This window comes from Xanthomonas dyei, assembly GCF_002939865.1.
GTDB classification, from domain to species: Bacteria; Pseudomonadota; Gammaproteobacteria; order Xanthomonadales; family Xanthomonadaceae; genus Xanthomonas; species Xanthomonas dyei.
This window is the reverse complement of record NZ_MDEE01000059.1, coordinates 1-20,317: the sequence shown is the minus strand read 5'-3', so window position 1 is coordinate 20,317 and position 20,317 is coordinate 1. Positions and strand designations below refer to the sequence as shown.

The following is a 20,317-nucleotide window of genomic DNA, read 5'->3' as shown; positions in this document are numbered from 1 at the left end:
AGCGTCGCCGAACGTCAGTTGCATGGATGATTCCTCAACACGAGGCGGGTAGTGTCGCGCATCTGCCGTGCTTTGTTCAGAGGTTCCCTAGTAGTGATCGGATGGTGTTGATTCAAAATCCATGAAGCACTGCTTCGTGGCCTGCGTTATTCCTCTTCAGGGCACCCATCAGAAATATCCGGAGCCAGTCAAACACGCTCCGTCGGCGTCCCGCCGAAGAGCATTTGCATGGCATAACCTGGGCCATGTCCTCACAAAGACACTCAAGCCAATGGCCCGCTTGTGTCCCGAGACATAACCTAATAGTTCAGATTCGTTGAAGGCTGATGCGGCCGCTTCGACGTCGTCGTCGCAACGGTTACCTTCGTGCTATGCGGAGTATCTCCAGGGAGCGATTGAGCGATCAGCGTGGAATGCTGTGCCTGCGAACGGGGTGGTGAGTTCGCCATGCGGAAACTACGCCGCATATCCGGTAGACGCAATCGCCAAACATTGCGGTTGGGCACAGATCCAACGACTGTCCATAGCGACATTTCGACTGCAGGCATTACTACACAAATGTATGTGCCATCACGCACAAAAAAACGGCTGCATCGCTTCCCGACGATGCAGCCGAATGGGAGGGTGCTCGACGTTGCCGTCGGGCGTCTTGCAGCACCGGGATGCCGGTGACGGGAAGAAAGCGAAATGACCGCTTGGAGAGGGACAACAGAAGATCATGTGCGACACGACGCGGGGGGTGCGCCGTGTCGCACATCGGGACATCACATCAGGACATCACATCAAAAGCGCAGACGCAGACCGGCGTAGTAACGACGCTCGAAGATGTTTTGATCGTAGTAGTGGTTGGTCCACTGCGCGTAACGCCGCTCGCTTTCGCCGGTGAGGTTGGTGGCCTGGGCGTACAGCGTCAGATGATCGTTGACGTCGTAGCTGAAGGATGCATCCAGATAGCCGACATCGTCGTTCCAGATCGCCAGCTCGTCACCCCACGCACCGCTGTTGACCTGACTGAACCGCTTGCTGCGCCAGTTGTAGGCCACGCGCGCCTGCAACTTGTCCTTCTGATACCACAGCACCGCGTTGGCCTGATGCTTGGAGTTGTCGCCGATCGGAAGCGTGTTGCCCTCGATATCGGTGTTGTCGGTATCGGCATCGGAGAAGGTGTAGTTGATGTTGGTACCGAAACCGCTCAGCCAACCCGGCAGAAAATCGAAAGCCTGTTGATAGCCGATTTCGAAGCCCTTGATCTTGCCGCCACCGCCATTGACGATGCGCTCCACCGGGCCGCCAAGCCGCACCACGCCGTCGGCATCGGGCTGCGGCTCTATGTTGGTCACCGTGGTGGGGAACGACTTCACGTCGATCAGGAACGCGCCCACACTGAGCAACGACGCATCGGAGAAATACCATTCCCACGACGCGTTGTAGTTGGTGGCGCGGTACGGATCCAGATCCGGGTTGCCGGAGCGGCCATTGAGGAACAGCACCGCATCGGAGGGCAGGGCGGGATTACGCGGTGGCGTGCCATTGACCGCATAGAAACTCACCAGGCCGCGGCCGAGATCGGGCAGGTCCTGACGCGCCACGGCCTTGTTGTAGGCAAAGCGCAGCTTCTGCGCATCGGTGATATCCAGCGACAGGTTGGCGGTAGGCAATACATCGGTGTACTGACGATTCAGACGATTGGTACCGATGGCCGGGCTGACGCCGTTCCATTCGACATTGCCGATAAACACATTGCCGCTGCTCAGATACTGATCGATGGCGAGTTTGGTCTGCACGATGCGTGCGCCGATATTGGCCGTCCACGGCACCGCACTGCCGGTCCCGCCTTCCAGATTCGCCAGGAAATACGCCGCGGTACTTTTTTCGGTGACCTTGTACGAATCGGCAGCCTGCTGATAGGCCACGTTGCCCGGATACAGGCTGTTGAGATAGGCCACCGGGTCTTTCATGACCTGTGGGTTGATCGCCGGCAGGCCCCGACTGCCCAGGCCGGTGACCTTGAGCGGATCGAAGTCGTTGAAGTACGCCCAGTAGCCGGGGATGGAATTAAACGGCAGCAGGCGCGCTTCGGACACGCCGCTGCAGGTGTCGACAATCAGCGGGTCCTTGAAGTAGTACAGCGAGCGGTTGGGGTCTGCACAGGCAGTCGACACCGGCGACAGGTAGCGATAGGTGTCCAGCTTGACCTCGCGCTCGCCATAGCGGATGCCGAACTGGAAGCCGCGCACCACGCCTTCGTCAAACTCGAAGGTGCCATCGGCGCGGAATGCATCCATCGTGGCTTCGATCTTGTTGCCCTGCGCCCAGGTGGACATCAGCTGCCAGTTATCCGGATTGGACACATCGGTGCCGAGGTTGACCGCCGGGTAGGTGCCGCGGAAATCCACCGAGGCATCGACCACCGGCAAGCCGTTCGCGTTCGCCCATTGGGTGACGCCGCCGGCATGCGTGATCTGATCGCCACGTGTCACCACCGCATCGGCACGCGCTTCGTCGTAGGTGCGCTGCGCATCGCCATGCACCCAGCGGAACGACGCACGGAACGGTCCGCCATCATCGAAGCGTAGTTCCAGGTTGGTGTTGAGCGAATCCGAATCGGCGACGCCCGCCATCGAGTGCGCCTGGAAGCGGTTGTAGCGGAACTGGCCGTATTCGAGCACGCCATTGGAATCGACCACCGATCCCGGCTGCAACTGATTGGTGGCCCAGCCGGTGTGCAGCTGCGCGGCCACCGACGTGTCGTGATCTTCGAGCTTGGTATAGGCCGCATCGGCCAGCACCGTCCAGGAGTCGTTGATGTTGAACTGGAACGAGCCGTTGACGCCGGTGCGCTGGCGGTCAGTGCTGCGGTTATCCAGTTCGGTGGCGACCCAGTTGTAGAAATAGTCGCGCGGCAGATTGGACGGATCGGTATTGCTGCCGATGCGGCCGTCGCCGTTGAAGTCGAAGCCTACGTTCTGCTCGGTCGATTTCTGCGCGCCGTTGGAATACACGCTGGGGTGCTTGTTTTCCAGCGTGGCATCCGAGTACGACACCGCCAGCAATGCGCCCCAGCGCTCGGTGCGGAAGCTGGCCAGCCCCGAGTACAGCTCGTTGAGTTCCTGCACGCGGTCGCCGTAGGACCCTTCGGCCTGGCCGCTGAAGGTCCAGCCTTCGGGCAGATCGAACGGGCGGCGTGTCTTGAGCGACACCGTGCCGCTGATGCCGCCATCCAGATCGGCAGCGGTGGGCGACTTGATCACATCCACGCCGCTGAACAACGTCGGCGGGATGTCGACAAAATCCGGTTGTGCGCGACCGATATTCGGTTGGCCGAACTGGTCGCCGCCACCGGCGCTCAGATACAGTTCGCCGTTCATCGTGGTCTGCACCTGCGGCATGCCGCGGATGTTGAGCTGCGAGCCCTCGCCGGCCGAACGCCGGATCTGCACGCCGGGCACGCGCTGCAACGAATCGGTGATGGTGACGTCAGGCAGCTTGCCGATATCTTCGGCCGAGATCGAGTCGATGATCTGCGCGGCCGTGCGCTTGTTTTCGATGGCCTCGGCTTGCGCGCCGCGCACGCCCTTGACCATGACCTTGTCCAACTCGGTGACGCCGGCGGTGCTGCCGGCTTCCTGCGCTGCGGCAGTTGCCGCGACCAAGGTGAGTGCAGCCGCTAGCGCGGCGGCCAGCGGGGTGTGACACATACTGCGATGCAGCTTGTTCATGGTCCCCTCCCAGGGATGACGACAATCCACGAGCGTTTCGAATGGCAATGCCGGGGGGCACTGCAGTAATGGCTGACGCGCCGATCGGCGGGTCAGTGCAGACGCCGTGCACGTGCACGGCGTGGCAACGTGCTGGCGCTGCTACGGAAGCCCGTTGGCAGCGCCGGTTGATGGTTCGACATTCCAGCCACGCATTTGCAGCGTGGCGTTACGCAAGGTGTCCGCAGACGGCCCACGGATTTCCACCTCGCGCTGCTCGCCCGGCACCAGGCTCAGATAGTTGTCGCTGTAGTACGCCGGCAGGATGCGTTGGCCTTGCGCATCCACCAGGGTCAACTTGGTATTGAGTGCCACCTGTTGCGATGCATTGCGCACGCTGGCGCGCAACACCGGCTCGGCGGCGTCCTGTACCTGGGTGGTGAGCTGCAGCGGTACCTTGGCCAGCGCATCCAGCCCACGCATGGCGGCGGCATCGCGCGCCACCCAATAGAAGTTGCGCGAGCGCACCACTGCATCGCGGTCGAGCAATTGCAGGCGCACAAACCCCAGGCCATTGGTGTCCTTGAGCAACGGCGCCAATTGCAGTACCGGCGCAGAGACCGCAACTGCGGCCGCATCCAGCGCCTGTTCGCGCTGCTGCAGCAGTTTGCCGTCGCTGCCGTAGACCTCTGCACGCACGCGCAAGCCGCGCACCGGCTCGGCCGCGTTATTGACCACCACCACTTCGTGACCGGGCAGATTCATCTGTACATGCAAGGTCTCTGCCGCGTTGCGCACGCCGTAGTACGCGGCGTGGGTGTCGTAATCGTGGCTATAGATCTGCCACATATTGCTGGGCCACGCCGAGTGACTCATCCACAACAGGCGCCCGCTGTTCTTGGTCCATAGCTGGGCGTTGAAGCCTTCGAAGATGGCGCGGTGGGTGTCGTAGTTGAGCAACTGCGCCTTGCGTTCGAAATCCTCCAGGCTGGTCGGTGCACCCAGCTTGTCGGTGAGCGACCGCATGAAACTGGCGGTATCGCCATTCCCGGACTGATGCCAGTCGTGATACGCCCAGGCATCGCCGATCGGCCACTGGTCGCCGACTGACGGCACCGACGCCTTGAACGACTCCAGCGTGGAGAACGACGGCGTGCCCACCTCCACCGAAAAGCCCTGCGCCAACGCAGTGAAATAGGCCACCGGCTCGCGATAGTTGTATGGCCCGCTACCCTGCAGATTGACCTCGTTGGAGCTACCGGTATACCAGCGCGTGCCATCGAGGTCGGCAACCAGTTTGTCCAGGCCTTCGTTGAGGATGGGCGCAGGCACGCCCTCATTGCGCCCGAACCACAACACGATGGACGGATGATTGCGAAAGCGTTTGATCACCTCAGCAGCGTTGTCCAGAAACAGGGCCGCATCGGCCGGCTCCATGTTGTAGTTCTGGGTGGACTGCCAGAAGTCGTTGAGCACCAACATGCCGTATTCGTCGGCCAGATCGAAAAAGCTGGCTTCGGTGTTCTGGCCCACCCAATTGCGCACCACGTTGAAATGCGCGTCGCGTTGCAACCGGAAGTACGGCTCCAGCCGCTCGCGCGAGACGCGCTTGCGCCAGTCGTCCATGCCCCAGTTGCCGCCCTTGACTGCAATACGCACGCCGTTGATGCGCAGCACCAGATGCGGCGCCAGCGTGGTGTCTTGCAGTTGCTGCACTGCCGGCGAGGCCAGTGCGCCCGGATACAACGATTGCGCCTTGCCGCCCGGTACCGCGCGGATCGCCTCATGCCGTACATCGACGATGCGCTCGCCACGTCGGCGTGCCTGGTTGAGATCGACCAGCACCCGGCGCAGCGCGCCATCTTGGTCGAACAGGGACAGTTCGTAGGTCACCTCGCGAATGCCGAAGCGCAGCTGCTGTGCGTCCGATCGCGCACCGGCCACATCGACGCCAACCTGCAGCGAATACAGCGCCGGCTCGCCATAACCGTTGGGCCACCACAAGCGCGGATTGGCGATGACCAGCTGCGGCGTGTCGGCCGCGGTGAACTTGAGCGTGCTGCCGCCAGCGGGCACGTTGACCTGCCGCTGGATGCGCACATCGCCGATGGCCAACTGGACATTGCCCTGCACGGCAGCGCCGCTCTCGTTGCGCAGCGGCACAGTGACGTCGAGTTCGGCACGGCGGTGATCCGGCGCCAGGCGCGCCGTCACTACCTGGGTGTCGCCGATGGTCACCGGCCCGCTGGCGTGCAGTTGCACGTCCTGCCACAGACCAGCATTGCGATCGCGCACCGCAGGAATCCAGTCCCAGCCTTCGCTGGCGATAAACGTGGGGCCGTCCAGCGCCTGCATACCGCCGTTTTCGCCCACGCCCGCCGTCATCGATTGCTCATGCGCAATACCCGGATGCGGCGGTGGCGAGACGCGCACCGCAATGACATTGCGGCCGGCTCTGAGCTGCTTGCTGACGTCGAAGCGACCGCGTGCAAATGCACCGCGGGTGCGTCCGACCTGGGTGCCGTTGACCCAGATTTCGCCGGCATAGTTGATGCCGTTGAACAGCAACTCCAGACGCTTGCCTTGCGCGGCTGCAGGCAGATCGAAACTGCTGCGGTACCACCAGTCGTGCCGGCTCAGCGATTCGGGAATGGCCATGTTATTGAGGCCGATATCCGGGTCCGGATACACGCCGCGATCGACCAGCGTGGTGAGCACCGTGCCCGGCACCGTCGCCACACGCCAGGCGGCATTGCCGGCGTCCGTATCGCTGCGCGACAGCGTTGCACCCGTTACCTGGCCAAGTTCCGGCGCAGCGGCCAACTGCCACGCACCGACACGCCATGCGGCATCGTCCAGCGGCTGCAATGCAGGCGCGGCCTGCGCCGGCTTGGCAACCGGTGCAGAAAACGCAGCGGTGCTGCGCGGCAAGGTGGATGCGGCCTGCGGCGCCAACTGGCCGGCCATCTGCTTGACCTGCACCGGCCAGGCCGGCGATGCATCTTCAAACCGTTGCAGCGCCGGATCGGGCGCATGCGCTGCCAGCTGCGCGATGGCCCCTGTCTCCAACGCGCCAGATCGCGCGACGAAGTCGGCAATCTCACCACCGAAGTGCTGCGTGTACGCCGCAGGCTGCTCGCGCGGACCAAACATCAGCACCGGTGCAGCCGCCGCTTGACGCACCGCACCACTGGCGACCTGTCGCCCATTGGCATACAGCGTCAAACGGCTGCCTTGTGCCACCGCAGTCACGTGCGTCCACGTGCCGGAAGGCAGCGCCTGCTTGCTGCGCAGCACGGTGTCGGCGCCCTGCACAAAGCCGAGCGTGCCGTTGTCGATCGCAAAGTAACGGCCCGCAGCGTGCGGATCGCCAATGCCGGCAATCAACGCTGCGCCGGTCGTCGCACGCGATGGACGCACCCAGCCCGACAGGCTCCAGTCCGCGTTGGCGGCAAGCAATGGCATATCTGCGGCGAACGTCTTTGCCAATCCCATCCCGCCCGCAAGCACGCGGACATCGTAAGGACCTGGCGCGGCCATCTCGGCAGGGGCAGCCTCCACTGCGGTCCAACCGATGCACCCACACAACAGCCACAGCGCTCCACGGCGGAACGCCTTGCGAACCATCAGCATTAGAGGCTTCTCCCAAGCTCTACTGCCACACAACGGTGCACACCACCTCTGTGCAACCGGCATACATCCAATCGACGTAGCGCAGTTGTATCCGGTGATGCCGCCCGTGGCTGCCGCCCCTGTTTCAGCGACCATGGTGCGAGGTAACGTTACCCCAAGGCGATATCGACGACAACACTTTCTGCGTTAGGGTTGGCGTTCCCAGGAGGAGGGACTTATGCGAAACCTGATCCAGTCCGCACTACCGGCGGCATGCGCATTGCTGTGTGTGATCGCAACGCCAGCAACCGCGCAGCGCCTGCGTGTGCAATCGCCCGATGCACGTACCGAAGTGGAATTCACGCTACGCGACGGCGGCGTCCCCAGCTATCGCGTGCTGTACCGCAACACGTTGGTGCTAGACGACGCACCGCTCGGACTGGATCTTGGCAAGGCCGGCAAACTCGGCCGCAACATGACCGTGCAGGGCAGCAGCACCGACACGCACGACAGCACGTTTACGTTACCGGTTGGCAAGACCCAACAGGTACGCGATCACTATCGTCAATTGCGCGTGCAGTTGACCGATCAACAACAACGCCGACTCACCGTTGAATTGCGCGCGTACGACGATGGCGTGGCGCTGCGCTACGTGCTGCCCGATGCCGGCGAGGTACGCATCCGCGACGAGCTCACCAGCTTTGCGTTTCCACGCGACTACCCATGCTGGACCTTGAACCTGGGCCGGTTCGGAACCAGCCACGAGGGCGAGTACGACGCCATCGCCGCGTCCAAGTTGCGCCCTCACAATCTGCTTGAGTTACCGCTGGTGTGCCAGACCGATGCACGCGGCACCACGCTGGCGATCGGCGAGGCGAATCTGCGCGACTACGCAGGCCTGTATCTCACAGGCCGCGCCGATGGCGGATTGGGCGTGTCGGCAAAGTTGTCGCCGCGCCTGGACGAACCGAAGATGGCGGTCACGTTCGACGCGAAGGGACGCGATTTCGCAACACCGTGGCGGGTGATCATGCTGGGCGACAGCCCGGCGAGCCTGATCGAATCCACCATGATTTCTGCGCTCAATCCACCGCCGGCCTTCGATGCGCGCTGGGTGCGCGCGGGTAAATCGGCGTGGGATTGGTGGTCGGGCAACCTTGCCGGCGGGGTGGAACATCCCGGCATGAATACCGCCACGATCCAGCGTTACATCGATCACGCGCAGCAGTTGAAGCTGCAATACATGTTGATCGACGACGGCTGGTATTACGGCAGCACCGGCGACGGGCAATACAACAGCGATGCCGATATCCGTCGCCCCGTAGAGCAACTCGACCTGCAGGGTCTGGTGACCTATGCACGCAAGCGCGATGTTGGGTTGTGGCTGTGGGCGCACTGGCGCGCACTCGATGCGCACATGGACGAGGCGCTGGCCTGGTATCAAAAAATCGGCATCAAGGGCATCAAGGTCGACTTCATGGACCGCGACGACCAGCAGATGGTGGACTTCTACCACCGCCTGCTGAGCAAGGCGGCCGAACACAAACTGCTGGTGGACCTGCATGGCGCGTATCACCCGACCGGCCTGACCCGCACCTATCCCAATTATCTGACGCAAGAAGGCGTGCTCGGCGCCGAATACAACAAGTGGACCACGCGCATCACCGCCACGCATAACCTGACGCTGCCGTTCACGCGCATGTTGCTTGGGCCGATGGACTACACGCCGGGCGGCTTCCGCAATGTGCGCCCGGCCGAGTTTAAGATGCAGCGCATCGCACCGCAAGTGATGACCACACGTGCGCAGCAGCTGGCGATGTACGTGGTGTACGAGAGCCCGTTCGCGGTGGTGGCGGATAGCCCCGAGCAATACGAAAACGTGCCCGCAGCGCAGTTTCTGCGCGATGTCCCGGCGAGCTGGGACGAAACCCGCGCACTGGAAGGCGCCATCGGCGAGCACATCGCACTGGCGCGGCGCAGCGGCAAGGACTGGTACGTGGGCGCGATGACCAACGAGCAAGCGCGCACGTTGACGCTGCCGCTGTCGTTCCTGGGCAAGGGCAGCTGGACCGCAACGATCTATGCCGATGGCCAGGCGCCGACCGAGGTCCGCATCGAGACCCGCAAGCTCACCCGTCACGACAGCCTGCAACTGGAACTGGCTGCAAGCGGCGGCGCGGCAGTGCGGCTGCAACAGAAATAAGCGCAGCGACCAGGGTGCGATGCAACACCATCCCCTCTCCCATCTGGAGAGGAGTGAGTGAGGAGACGACGACGATGCGCAGAGACGACCCCTGCTATCGCGCTCGACCTGTCGGATGACAGGTCGTCAGCAGCTGGGCATTGCTGAAACACTGCAGCGCCGCGCGCGTGATCGTGCGCACTGTTGCGCAGCGGCGCCGCGTCGCACATGGTCAAGCACGCCTGTGCAATGTACATCCGCTTAGCGCATTGCGCTTGCCGTGTGTCTGGCGTCACGCAATCAATGCGTGCAGATAATTCTGCATCGCATCCGATTTAGGATGCGCGCGCCTTCACCGCAGATGTGCGCCGCCGGCTGTCTCCCGGTCTCGCCCTGCGACGTGATAGCGCGGCCTGCATGGTTCGCCGCATGCGGGCCGTTTCATTCCGGCGCCAGGAAAAAATCCCATGACGTTTCGTTCCAAGCGACCGATGTCGATCGGCCGCGCCGTTGTTGCGCTTGCCATTTGCACCACAGCGCCGGCGTGTCTTGCAGGCACATTGCAGTCGCCCTCCATCTCGGCTGCCGACGATCAACGTATCGATGCGCTGATGCCGCCGCTGCTGCGTACACCCGCCACCCCACGTGTGGCGCCCGAGCAGCGCGCAGGCATGCAGCGCAACACGACTGCGGTATCGCTTGCATTTCCGTTAGTCACGCAGGAATTCAAGCAATTTCTGGACGCGCAGGCACAGCGCAGCTACGCCACGCGCGAGGTCACCGCCAAAGTCAGCGACCCAGCGGCATTCGCGCAGATGCAGCGTTATCTGTTCAATCGCTACAACGGTCTGACCGTGCTGCGCAGCGTGCATCAGCGCGACAAGGTGTTCGACTGCATCCTGCTCGCACAGCAACCCGCGTTGCGCGATGGCAGCGCGCCTGCCATGCCGCCCGGCATTGCGGCCGGGGTCAGCAGCAGCGCTCCACTCGATGCGGCGCAACGCTGCGACGCTGGCAGCGTGCCGTTGCAGCGCATCGGCCTGGCAGAGATGAGCCAATACACAACGCTGCAGGCGTTCTTGCGCGGCGCCGCACTGCGGGCGACCACACCTGACCAGCCCACTCTGCTGCCCGCCGCGCAGGATGCCGCGTCGGTGGTGCATTACTACTCCACCATCTATCTGGACACCGCCGGTTCGCCCGTGACCGGCGCCGGTGCCGACCTCAACACCTGGGTGCCGGCCGTTCGCGCCAACGATGTGCAGTCGATCAGCCAGATCTGGCTGGGTGGATACACCCCGCAAGGGCAGATCCAGACCCTGGAAGCCGGTTGGCAAACCCAACCAGGCGCAGGCTGGGGCGACACGCCGATCCTGTTCATCTATTCCACGCAGGACGGCTATATCAGCACCGGTTGCCATAACCTGGATTGCGCCGACTTCGTGCAGACCAGCACGGCGAATGTGCTCGGCGCAGCGCCCGCCGGCGGCTTCAGCACGGCCGGCGGCAAGCAAGCCATGCTGCATGTGGAATACCAGCGCAATGCCGACGGCCACTGGTGGTTCGGCTTGAATGGCGAATGGATCGGCTATTACAAGGCCGAGCTGTATGCCGGCGACATTGCCGAAGGCAGCGCCAACATCTTCATCTCGGCCGGTGGCGAAATTTCCACCCGGGATGGTCGTCCCAGCGCACCGATGGGCAGTGGGCAGTTCGCATCGGCCGGCTACCGGCAGGCCGCGTTCCAGGCAAATCATTTTTATCGCGACGCGGCCATGGCCACCCGGCCTGCACAACGGTTGTCATCGATGAATGTGAAGCAGCCGTCGTGCTACACGTTGGCGATTGCCGGCTACAGCTATCCGTATGCATTGGGAGACGGCGTCTCCCGTACCAGCGTGTCGCCGGAGATGCAGAACGGCGGCATTTACTTCGGCGGGCCAGGCTGCGCTCGCTGAGTCGCTGCGAACGCGCGCACTGCTGCAGCGCGCGCGTTCGCTTGGTGGCCACCACACGAGCACGCATGCGGTTGCACAGTTGTGCGCTGCATGCTGAAACGCCGGAACTGCCACCACCACTTCGGCCTGCGGCCAAGCGGTGGTGGTTTGTCGGCGTGCCCAGTGCAGGATGCTCACCACGGCAGGGCGCCTGCGGTTGCAACGCATCCTTGCCAGCGTCACAGCCGGCAAGGACTCGCCACTCCACTGGCCGTGGCAATGGACGCCGGCTTACGGCAAATCCACGCCTGCGCACAGGGCCGGGTGTGCATCCTTGATCTGCTGCACGCCATGCGCATCGAACTGCAGCGCCGCATGTTTCGGCGCGAATGCCGGCCACGCGGGCAAGCCCTTGGCGTTGGGATTCCCGCGCTGCACGAATGCCGCCCAATACTTCTGCAAGCTCACCGGTGGCTGGCCGATGGGCAGGTTCTTGAACAGGAACGGCAGTTCGGCGCTATGGGTCACCTGCCCACCCGGCGCGGCGGTGTCGAACACGTAATGCCACACCGGCACACCGAGCGCGGCCTGGCGCTGCGCCACAGTCACCGCCGGGCAGCGGAAGGTGAGATCGGTGGACAGCTGCATCGCCGCATTGCCCTGGCGCTCGGCACGCTGCGCCGCATGCGTCCGTTGCGCCTGCAAGACCGCCTCGGCGCGCTCGGGATAGTCGCGACGCAGACGCGCCTGTGCGCCCTGGTCGCCGCCGTAGGTGAGCTCCTGCACCACGTAGCCGATCAACAGCGGCACCTTGGCCTGTGCGCCACTGGCCAGCAGCTCGGCCGGTGCGCGCGGCAGCACGCGCCCATCGACAACGGCTTGCAGCCAGATGTAGCCGTCGTCGTCCAAGGCCGGCACGTCGACGCCCTGCCCGGCCTTGAGCACCTGTTCCACCGGCAACGCGCGCAATTGGCTCAGGCGCGTGGCCGCATCGTCGATACCGGCACGTTTGGCGATGGCAACGCCCAACGCGCGATTGTCTTCCAGAGTGCGCGCCGGCAGCCCGAAACCGGCGGTGCCGCTTTGTTCGATCGCCGCAGAAAACAGCCCGTGTGCGAGCGGGCTGAGCATCAGCAAGCCCACATCCTGGCCACCGGCCGATTGCCCGGCGATGGTAACCCGCGCAGGGTCGCCACCGAACTGCGCAATGTTGTCGCGCACCCAGCGCAGCGCGGCAATCTGATCGAGCAAAGCGTAGTTGCCGGCCGCTTCGTTGTCGCCATCGCGCAGTTCCGGCAGCGACAGGAAGCCCAACGCGCCCAGCCGGTATTGCAGCGTCACCACCAGCATGTTCTGCGCGACAAGATTGGTGGGCAGATGCCCATCCGCGCCGCCGGCGACATTGGCGCCGCCATGGATCCACACAAATACCGGCAACGGAGTTGCCGGCTGCAGCGTGGGTGTCTGCACTTCGACGTAGAGGCAGTCTTCGCTGCCGCGCCTGGCCATCGCATCGTTCCAGCCCAGCGCGGGCTGCACGCACGGTGTGGCCGCCTGCGTGGCGTCACGCACCTGCGTCCATGCGGCGGCCGGTTGCGGCGGGCGCCAGCGCAGCGCACCCAGCGGCGGCGCAGCGAAGGGGATGGCACGAAACACCGCACTGCCGTCGTCCTGCCATCGCCCGCGCACCACGCCATGATCGGTGCGCACGTCCGGCGGCGTTGCAGGAGCCGTGGATACAGCAGCAGACACGCTGCCACTGAGCGTGCAGAGGGCAGCAAGCAAGCAGGCAGACACACGCATCACAGCGCTCCGGGGTCGACGCGGGCGCGCCAGGCGGCCTGGAACACGGCAGTGGCCGAGGCTACGTTGAGGCTTTCGACCTTGCCGCTGCCGCGGATGGAGAGTTGCAGATCGCACTCGCGGGCGAACTGGCGGTCCATGCCTGCGCTTTCGGCACCCATCACGTACACCAGGCGCTGCGGCAACGCGGCGGCAAAGACATCGTGCCCACTGTCGACCAGCGTGGCCGCGATCGCAAAGCCGGCCTGGCGCAGCTGCGTCATCGCCACTGCGGTCTCGGGCAATTGCACCAGCGGCACGGCTTCGGCACCGCCTTCGGCCACGCGTGCGGCGGCGCCGGACAGGCCCAGCGCGGAGCCGGCCGGCAGCAGCAAACCGGCAACGCCGAAATGCGCCGACGAGCGCAAGATCGCGCCGAAGTTATGCGGGTTGCCCACGCCATCCAGCCACAGCGCCAGCACCGGGCCCTGCGGCAACACCGCCAGCCACTCCTGCAACGGCTGCGGCGACACCCGCAACACCTCGGCCACGATGCCTTCGTGATGCGTACTGGCCGCCAGCTTGGTGAGGTCGGCGTCCTCGACCACGCGGTAGCCGATGCGCTGTGCGACGCACCAGGCCAGCAAGGCCTTGAATTGCGGAATCCGCGCCTCGGTCAGATAGAGCTTGCGCAGCGCCTGCGGACGCGCCTTGAATACGGCCTGGACCGCATTGATGCCGTACAGGCGCAGCTCGCGCGCGGTGTTGGCGTTGGCAGCGGCCGGTGCGGCGGCAGCGGTGCGTGCTGCAGGCGCAGCCGGTGCGGGCGCACGTGGCGCCGCACGGCCCCACGGATTGCGCGGCGCAGCGCCACTGCCGGTGTTGTCGCGTGGCGGTCGCGCGCCACGTCCATCATGCTGTTTCATCGTTGTGTCCAGAAATCCGCGTTCTTGATGCCGAGCGACACCGGATCGAAGACCGGATCCAGCCCCTGGCGTTTTTGCCGTTCGTAATCCTTCAAGGCCAGCATGGCCGGCTTGTGCAGGATCAGGATGGCGATGATGTTGAGCCAGGCCATGACGCCGACGCCGATGTCGCCCAGCGCCCAGGCCAGCTGCGCATTGTGGAACGCGCCGAAGATCACCATGCCCATGATCCCCAGGCGCAACAGCAGCACGGTGAGCGGTCGGCGGCGGCTGCCATTGATGTAGCTCAGGTTGGTTTCGGCCATGTAGTAATAGGCCATGATGGTAGTGAAGGCGAAGAAGAACAGCGCCACCGCCACAAAGCCCGCGCCCCAGCCCGGCAGCACCGATTCCACTGCTGCCTGCGCATAACCGGGGCCTTCTTCCACCCCGCTCAGGCCGGCGTACAGGCCCGGCTTGGCACCGTCGGGCGCGTACACGTTGTACTTGCCGGTGGTGAGGATCAGGAACGCGGTGGCGGTGCACACCATCATGGTATCGAAGTAGATCGCAAACGCCTGCACGTAGCCCTGCTTGGCCGGATGCGACACCTCTGCCGCTGCCGCAGCATGCGGCCCGGTGCCCTGCCCGGCTTCGTTGGCGTAGATGCCGCGCTTGACGCCCCATTCCACCGCTAGCCCCAGCAGGGCGCCGAACGCGGCATGGCTGCCGAAGGCACTGCTGAAGATGGTGGCGAACATGTCCGGCACGCGCTCGGCATTGAGCGCCATGATGACCAGCGCCATCAGGATGTAGCCCATCGCCATGAACGGCACCACGATTTCGGCGAAGTTGGCGATGCGCTTGACGCCGCCGAAGATGATCACCGCCAGCATGCATGCCACCAGGATGCCGATGCCCAGCTTGGCCGCATCGCGCATCGGCAGGCCCATCCACTGCCCGTCCATCGCACCGCACAGGCTGGTGCCCCGGCAGGCGTTGATGGCGCTGTCGGCAATCGCGTTGGCCTGGACGCCCGGCATCAGAAAGCCGGTGGCGATGATGGTGGCCACCGCGAAGGTGAGCGCGTACCACTTCAGACCCATCGCCTTTTCGATGTAGTACGCCGGGCCGCCGCGATAACGGCCATCGGCATCCTTGATCTTGTAGATCTGCGCCAGCGTCGATTCCACGTACGACGTGGACGCGCCGAGGAAGCCCATCACCCACATCCAGAAGATCGCGCCCGGCCCACCGAAGGCGATGGCGGTGGCGACACCGGCGATGTTGCCGATGCCGATACGCCCGGCCATCGACATCGCCAGCGCCTGGAACGAAGACACCCCGGCATCGGATTTCTGCCCGCCCACGGTGAGGCGAATCATTTCCACGAACCCGCGTACCTGCATGAAACGGGTGCGGATGGTGAAATAAACGCCTGCGCCCAGGCACATGAAGATCAGTGCCTTGCTCCAGACGATGCCGTTGATGCCATTGATGAGTGCTTCCACGCAATCTCCCCGAGTGCTGGATCGTGAACCCCAGCGCCGTGGGGAGTGGGTCGATTCTGGCCGAAAGCGCCGCCCGATGCGACGTGCGTGCGTGCTGCGCCGTCAGCGCGCGACAACCTGCCGGAGGCGCATGTACAGGCCGTGCGCACCATCGTGGGGCATCGGCGCTGCGGGTCGCCTCCAATAGGCAACGACGCCAGTGGTGTGCGGCAGCTTGGCCGAGACCGGATGCACGTCGCGAGCGGTCATCGGATCGCTGTGGACGGTGCGCTCAGAACCGGCGTGTGCGCAGGGCACATGCCGGTTCCGAGCAGCGACCGCAGCCGCCTGGCGGCTGCGCAGTCGCGTTGTTGACCGCTCCTGGCGCTCAGCGCTTGGCGGTCTGTGCCTGCTTGAGCGCGGCGCACAGGCGGATGGTTTCGCCGGTCTGCGCCAGACCGCGGTCGGCGCCGCTGAGCTTGGCCAGGCGCGGCTGGAAGAACGCATCCAGGCGGTCGGCTTCTTCCACGCTGCAGCCACCGGATGCGCCGAGCGCCGGCAGACCGCCGCCGTCGAACGACCCGCTGCGCTGCACGATGCGGTCGAAGTTGGCGGTGAACCACGGCCACATCGACGCATGCGACCCCTCGTAGCTGTTCCCACGCATCAGCATGCTCTTCATCTCGCCGACCTTGATGGCATCGGTCAACGCAAAATCGCGCACCTGCTTGAGCAACGCCGGGTCCTGCACCGCACCTAGTGCCGCGATCATGGCGTTACGCTGCGCGGGGTCGGCGTGGCTGCGCAATGCCGCGATCAGGGTCTGGACGGCGGAGGCGCCGCGTTCCTGCACGGTGACCGCCAGCACGCTGCCGAGCAGATCCGGGTTGGCCGCAGAGAAATCCAGCGCCCCGGTGCCACCGGCAAGCACCGCATCGCCCTGGGCAAGCAGCGCCTTGCGCACTTCCGCATTCTGCAGGCGTAACCCAAACATCCCGGCCAGCGACGAACGCAGCGCAGTGTCGTCGACCGATTCGCCGCTGCGCCGCACGTAACCCAGCTGGCGTAGACGCGGCAGATACGCCTGTTCGGCGGCCTTGCGCAACGCGCCGCGCTGCGCCTCGGTGCTGGCCTGGTAGCGCCAGATCCATACGAAGCGATCCACCAGCGCGGTCGAAACATCGGCCGATGCGGACGGTGCCAGCTGCTTGAACGCCATCAACACCGCATCGCTGTCGGCATCGCCGTGGCGGTAGGCCGCATCGATGGCATCGGCGTAGGCCAGCTGCTCGTTATCGTCGAGTTGCGCAACCTGCTTGCCGAGTGCAGCCAGCTGCTTCTTCGGCAGGCTGAAACGGTAATAGCCGGCGCCATGCGCGTTCGGGAACACCCAGGTGTTCTTGCCGGCGCCGTCCAGCACGATGCTGCCGCTGCCGTCTTCCAGCAACTGGCAGGCGGTACCGACCTGGTTTTTGCCCTTGCCGTACTTCACGCACACCGGCACGCCCCACTGCTGCGCGGTGGAGCCGGTCGAACCCAGCGGCAAATACCGCTGCTGCTGCAGCTTGACCACGGTCTTGCCGCCTTCGCGCGCCACCTGGGTCTGCAGGTACGGCACACCCGGCTGATTCAAGAAGCTGCGAAATGCCGCCTTGAAGTCTTCGCCCTTGCCGGCGGCTTCGGCGATCGCATCGACCAGATCGTCGGCGGTGGCGCTGCCGAACTGATGCTTGGCGATGTAGGCGCGCATGCCTTCGCGGAACACGTCCTCGCCAACGAAGGCTTCGAACATCGCCAGCACCGCCGCACCCTTCTGATAGGTGATGCCGTCGAAGGCGGTTTCGATATCGCCGTTACCGGTGATCGGCTGGCGGATCTTGCGTGCGCTGACCAGGCTGTCGTTATTCATCGCGTACTGCGCGCCACCGATGCGATCCAGGTTGGCGTGATACTCCGGGTGCAGCTGCATGGTGATTTTCTGCTGCATCCAGGTGGCGAAGGCTTCGTTGAGCCACAGGTCGTCCCACCATTCCATGGTCACGGTGTCGCCGGTCCACTGATGCGCCAGCTCGTGCGCGTTGGTGTTGAAGGAGCGCTGCACGTTTTCGGCCGGCGAATCCTTGTCCAGTAACAGCAACCAGTCGCGGAAGGTCACAAACCCCGGGTTTTCCATCGCACCGGCACTGAAATCCGGTGCGGCGACCAGATCGAGTTTGTCGAACGGATAACCGAAGGCGTAGTAGTCCTCCAGCGCGGCGATGATCGCCGGGGTCTGGTCCAGCGCCGGAGTGATGCGCGGGCCCTGGCCCTGGGCGGCGATACCGCGCAGCGGCGTGGCATTGGGGCGCTGCGGAGTGGCCGGCATTGCAGGCACGTCCACCACATCCCACGGGCCGGCGGCGTAGGCGACCAGATAGGTCGGCAACGGCACGGTCGGCGCAAAGGTCACCGTCTTCCAGCCCTTGCCCGCCGGCTTGGTCGAGGTAGCGATGGTGTTGGCCAGCGCCTGATCGTCGCTGGGTACGGTCAGGCTGAGGTCGAACGGGGTCTTGAATGCCGGCTCATCGAAGCCCGGGAACGCGTAGCGCGCACTGATCGGCTCCATCTGCGTCATCGCATACGCCTTGCCCTGGTACTTCACCTGATACAGGCCCTGCAGCTGCTGGTTGAGCGGCGCGCTGTAGGTGATGTCCACGGTGAGCGTCTGCGGTTTGAGCGTGCGCCCGAACTCAAGGCGAACCACACCGGTGTGCGCATCGGCGTCGACATAGCGCGCGGTGAGCGCCTTGCCCTTGGCCGGCTTGACCGTGGCCTTGCTGACCTTCAGCTCCTTGCCGTGCAGCCACAGATGGTCGGACGCCTGCCTGAGCTGCACGCGAATGGTGGTGCGGCCACTGAACTGCGCCTGCTCCGGGTCGACCTTGATCGCCAGGCTGTAGCGCTCGGGCACCGCCCAGGTCGGCAATCGGCCATTGGGCACCGGCTCGGCGGACGTCTGCGCAAGTGCGTTGCCGCAACACAGCGCAAGGAGGGAAGGAGCAAGCAGGCAGGCAAGACGACGCATGGGCAATTCCGGTCAGGGTAACCGCCGAAGTCGACCACAGCGGGGCATGACTGTCATGTGACCTTAGTCATTGCGCGGGTTGGGCAGGCACAGCTCTGAATTCGCCAAAGCGCCGACACAGCTCCGCGTCCGTCGTATACACCGCTCTGGCAACGCAGCGTTTCCACTGCCGAGTTGGTGGTCGGCGACCGATCGGCTTGGTCAGGTGCTACGCACTGCCGGCTTGTTTGCCGCCGCCACCGCCGCCGACACGGTGATGACCGGCCAACGCGCCACACGCTTTCTCGGTGAGAACAACCCGCTCGCCGCGCAATCGGAGCTTGCCCACTTCGCCGGCCGCAACGTCGGCGGCTGGGCCGGCGGCACCGCTGCTGCTTACGCGCTGGGCAGCTCGGGCGCCGGGCCGATGGTGCTGATCGCGGCCGATGCGTATTTCTTGAGTACCGCTGGCGAAAAAGCCGCCGCGTTGCTGGATAACCGCGCCATCTACACCCAGACCGATCGCGCGGGCACGCAGTGGTCGTTCGATGGCCGCGCCTGGGCGCGCGACGGCAAGGCCGACACCACCAACGATGGCGTCAACAACCCCACCTCCACGCCCATCGTCGCCAGCTACCAAAAGGGGCGCGAACTCAATTACCAGGCCACCAACGCCGCTGCCGCGTTGGCCTTGAAGGATGCGCCCACCCCGCAGGATCCGTATCGCCAGCCGGCCAATGCCACTGACCGTCCCAGCCTGAGCAGCGCCGACTGGCGACGCGATGCAGCGGACGGCCAGTGGCATCGGCTGGTCAAGACCGATGTGTCGGGTGCCAACGATCGCGGCAGTTACGTGCAGGAAACCGCCTTGCCGCAACGCGCAGCCGAACTGGACGCGCAAGCGCAAGACGTCATCGCCCGCAACATCGCCAACAGTCCCGGCGCGGTTGCTGCGCGCTACGAACTTGCGCATCACCGCAACGGCTGGGCGGCCGATGGGCTACCGATGTCGCCGGCCGTGCAACAGGCGCTGCCCGACCCGGATGCGTTGACTGCCTCCGACGGCCAGCGCTATTACCGCGACATGGAGGGCCGGTGGACCAGCAACGGTGCCCCACCCGATGGCAATCGCATACTGGAACTGGAAACCACGCGCGCACTGCTGCAACCGGCACTGGCTGAGCAGGCGCAGGCGATTGCCGCCATCCGGCAGTCGCCGCAGGACGTCCAGGGCGAGCAAACGCTCTACCGCTATCGCATCGTCGGCACCGAGTTGCAGCCACAGTGGCGCGAAGCGATCGAACTGGCGACGCAACGCACGCGCGAAACCGAGGGACTGACCGGCGATAGCGCGCTGCAGCTGCAGCGTGGCCCTGGTGGCAGCTTCGGCGCCGATAGCCCGATCGCGCATCTGCAGCGCGGTGCCGATGGCGTGGAGCGCATCGCGGCGGTCACCAGCACCGAGGACATCCGCCAGGCGTTGCAGCAGGTCCAGGCGGGGCAATCGCCAATCGCACCGGCACAGCCGTTCGCCACCAACGCACGCGCCTCCGATGGCGCGACAGATGCGGATACATCGGCATCGTCCCCCTCCAACCAGCACGCACTCGACGGACACGCGCAGGTCCAGGCCGCCAGCGCAGCGCAGGCGCGTCAGGAACAGCAACA

8 protein-coding genes, 1 other RNA gene and 1 pseudogene are annotated in these 20,317 nt (G+C 64.7%); 3 read left to right on the top strand and 7 right to left on the bottom strand.

Translation table 11 applies throughout. The features are described 5' to 3' along the window. Nucleotides 1-782: 782 nt before the first annotated feature. Together XdyCFBP7245_RS21860 and XdyCFBP7245_RS21855 are read right to left on the bottom strand one after the other, a co-directional pair. Nucleotides 783-3,719 carry a TonB-dependent receptor gene (locus XdyCFBP7245_RS21860; RefSeq protein WP_104617480.1) on the bottom strand — a complete coding sequence of 979 codons (2,937 nt, stop codon included), beginning with the start codon at nt 3,717-3,719 and terminating at the stop codon, nt 783-785. A gap of 141 nt (nt 3,720-3,860) precedes the next feature. After that, the gene (locus tag XdyCFBP7245_RS21855) at nt 3,861-7,331 is read right to left on the bottom strand and encodes a glycosyl hydrolase 2 galactose-binding domain-containing protein (protein ID WP_104617479.1); all 3,471 of its coding nucleotides are present in this window, start codon (nt 7,329-7,331) and stop codon (nt 3,861-3,863) included. Nucleotides 7,332-7,548: 217 nt separating this feature from the next. Between XdyCFBP7245_RS21855 and XdyCFBP7245_RS21850 the strand changes: the two genes are divergently transcribed. Both XdyCFBP7245_RS21850 and XdyCFBP7245_RS21845 read left to right on the top strand, forming a co-directional pair. After that, nucleotides 7,549-9,513, top strand: a complete 1,965-nt coding sequence (locus tag XdyCFBP7245_RS21850; RefSeq protein ID WP_104617478.1) for a glycoside hydrolase family 97 protein — start codon at nt 7,549-7,551, stop codon at nt 9,511-9,513. A 446-nt stretch (nt 9,514-9,959) separates the two neighbouring features. Beyond that, on the top strand, nt 9,960-11,450 hold the full coding sequence (locus XdyCFBP7245_RS21845; protein WP_244907888.1) for a neprosin family prolyl endopeptidase: 1,491 nt from the start codon (nt 9,960-9,962) through the stop codon (nt 11,448-11,450). A 270-nt stretch (nt 11,451-11,720) separates the two neighbouring features. Here the strand turns inward: XdyCFBP7245_RS21845 and XdyCFBP7245_RS21840 are convergent, their stop codons facing one another. The 5 genes from XdyCFBP7245_RS21840 to XdyCFBP7245_RS21820 form a co-directional block, all read right to left on the bottom strand. Beyond that, nucleotides 11,721-13,232, bottom strand: a complete 1,512-nt coding sequence (locus XdyCFBP7245_RS21840) for a carboxylesterase/lipase family protein (protein ID WP_372469482.1) — start codon at nt 13,230-13,232, stop codon at nt 11,721-11,723. After that, nucleotides 13,232-14,137, bottom strand: a complete 906-nt coding sequence (locus tag XdyCFBP7245_RS21835) for a TrmH family RNA methyltransferase (protein ID WP_104617476.1) — start codon at nt 14,135-14,137, stop codon at nt 13,232-13,234. Before XdyCFBP7245_RS21835 ends, XdyCFBP7245_RS21840 begins: the two co-directional genes overlap by 1 nt. After that, a complete protein-coding gene (locus XdyCFBP7245_RS21830) occupies nt 14,134-15,627 on the bottom strand; it encodes an alanine/glycine:cation symporter family protein (RefSeq protein WP_104617475.1) in 1,494 nt (497 codons plus the stop codon). The genes XdyCFBP7245_RS21835 and XdyCFBP7245_RS21830 overlap by 4 nt, the downstream gene beginning before the upstream one ends. A gap of 216 nt (nt 15,628-15,843) precedes the next feature. Next, nucleotides 15,844-15,926: non-coding RNA, sX9 sRNA (locus tag XdyCFBP7245_RS21825), on the bottom strand. Between the two features lie 68 nt (nt 15,927-15,994). Then, the gene (locus XdyCFBP7245_RS21820) at nt 15,995-18,670 is read right to left on the bottom strand and encodes a M1 family metallopeptidase (RefSeq protein WP_104617474.1); all 2,676 of its coding nucleotides are present in this window, start codon (nt 18,668-18,670) and stop codon (nt 15,995-15,997) included. 99 nt (nt 18,671-18,769) lie between these two features. Between XdyCFBP7245_RS21820 and XdyCFBP7245_RS21815 the strand changes: the two are divergent. Then, nucleotides 18,770-20,317 (top strand): annotated as a pseudogene (locus tag XdyCFBP7245_RS21815) (hypothetical protein); the annotation flags it as partial.

Coding starts and splice junctions, on each gene's coding strand:
- XdyCFBP7245_RS21850 (WP_104617478.1), top strand. CDS start 7,549: ATGCGAAACCTGATCCAGTCCGCACTACCGGCGGCATGCGCATTGCTG.
- XdyCFBP7245_RS21855 (WP_104617479.1), bottom strand. CDS start 7,331: ATGCTGATGGTTCGCAAGGCGTTCCGCCGTGGAGCGCTGTGGCTGTTG.
- XdyCFBP7245_RS21835 (WP_104617476.1), bottom strand. CDS start 14,137: ATGAAACAGCATGATGGACGTGGCGCGCGACCGCCACGCGACAACACC.
- XdyCFBP7245_RS21840 (WP_372469482.1), bottom strand. CDS start 13,232: ATGCGTGTGTCTGCCTGCTTGCTTGCTGCCCTCTGCACGCTCAGTGGC.
- XdyCFBP7245_RS21820 (WP_104617474.1), bottom strand. CDS start 18,670: ATGCGTCGTCTTGCCTGCCTGCTTGCTCCTTCCCTCCTTGCGCTGTGT.
- XdyCFBP7245_RS21845 (WP_244907888.1), top strand. CDS start 9,960: ATGACGTTTCGTTCCAAGCGACCGATGTCGATCGGCCGCGCCGTTGTT.
- XdyCFBP7245_RS21860 (WP_104617480.1), bottom strand. CDS start 3,719: ATGAACAAGCTGCATCGCAGTATGTGTCACACCCCGCTGGCCGCCGCG.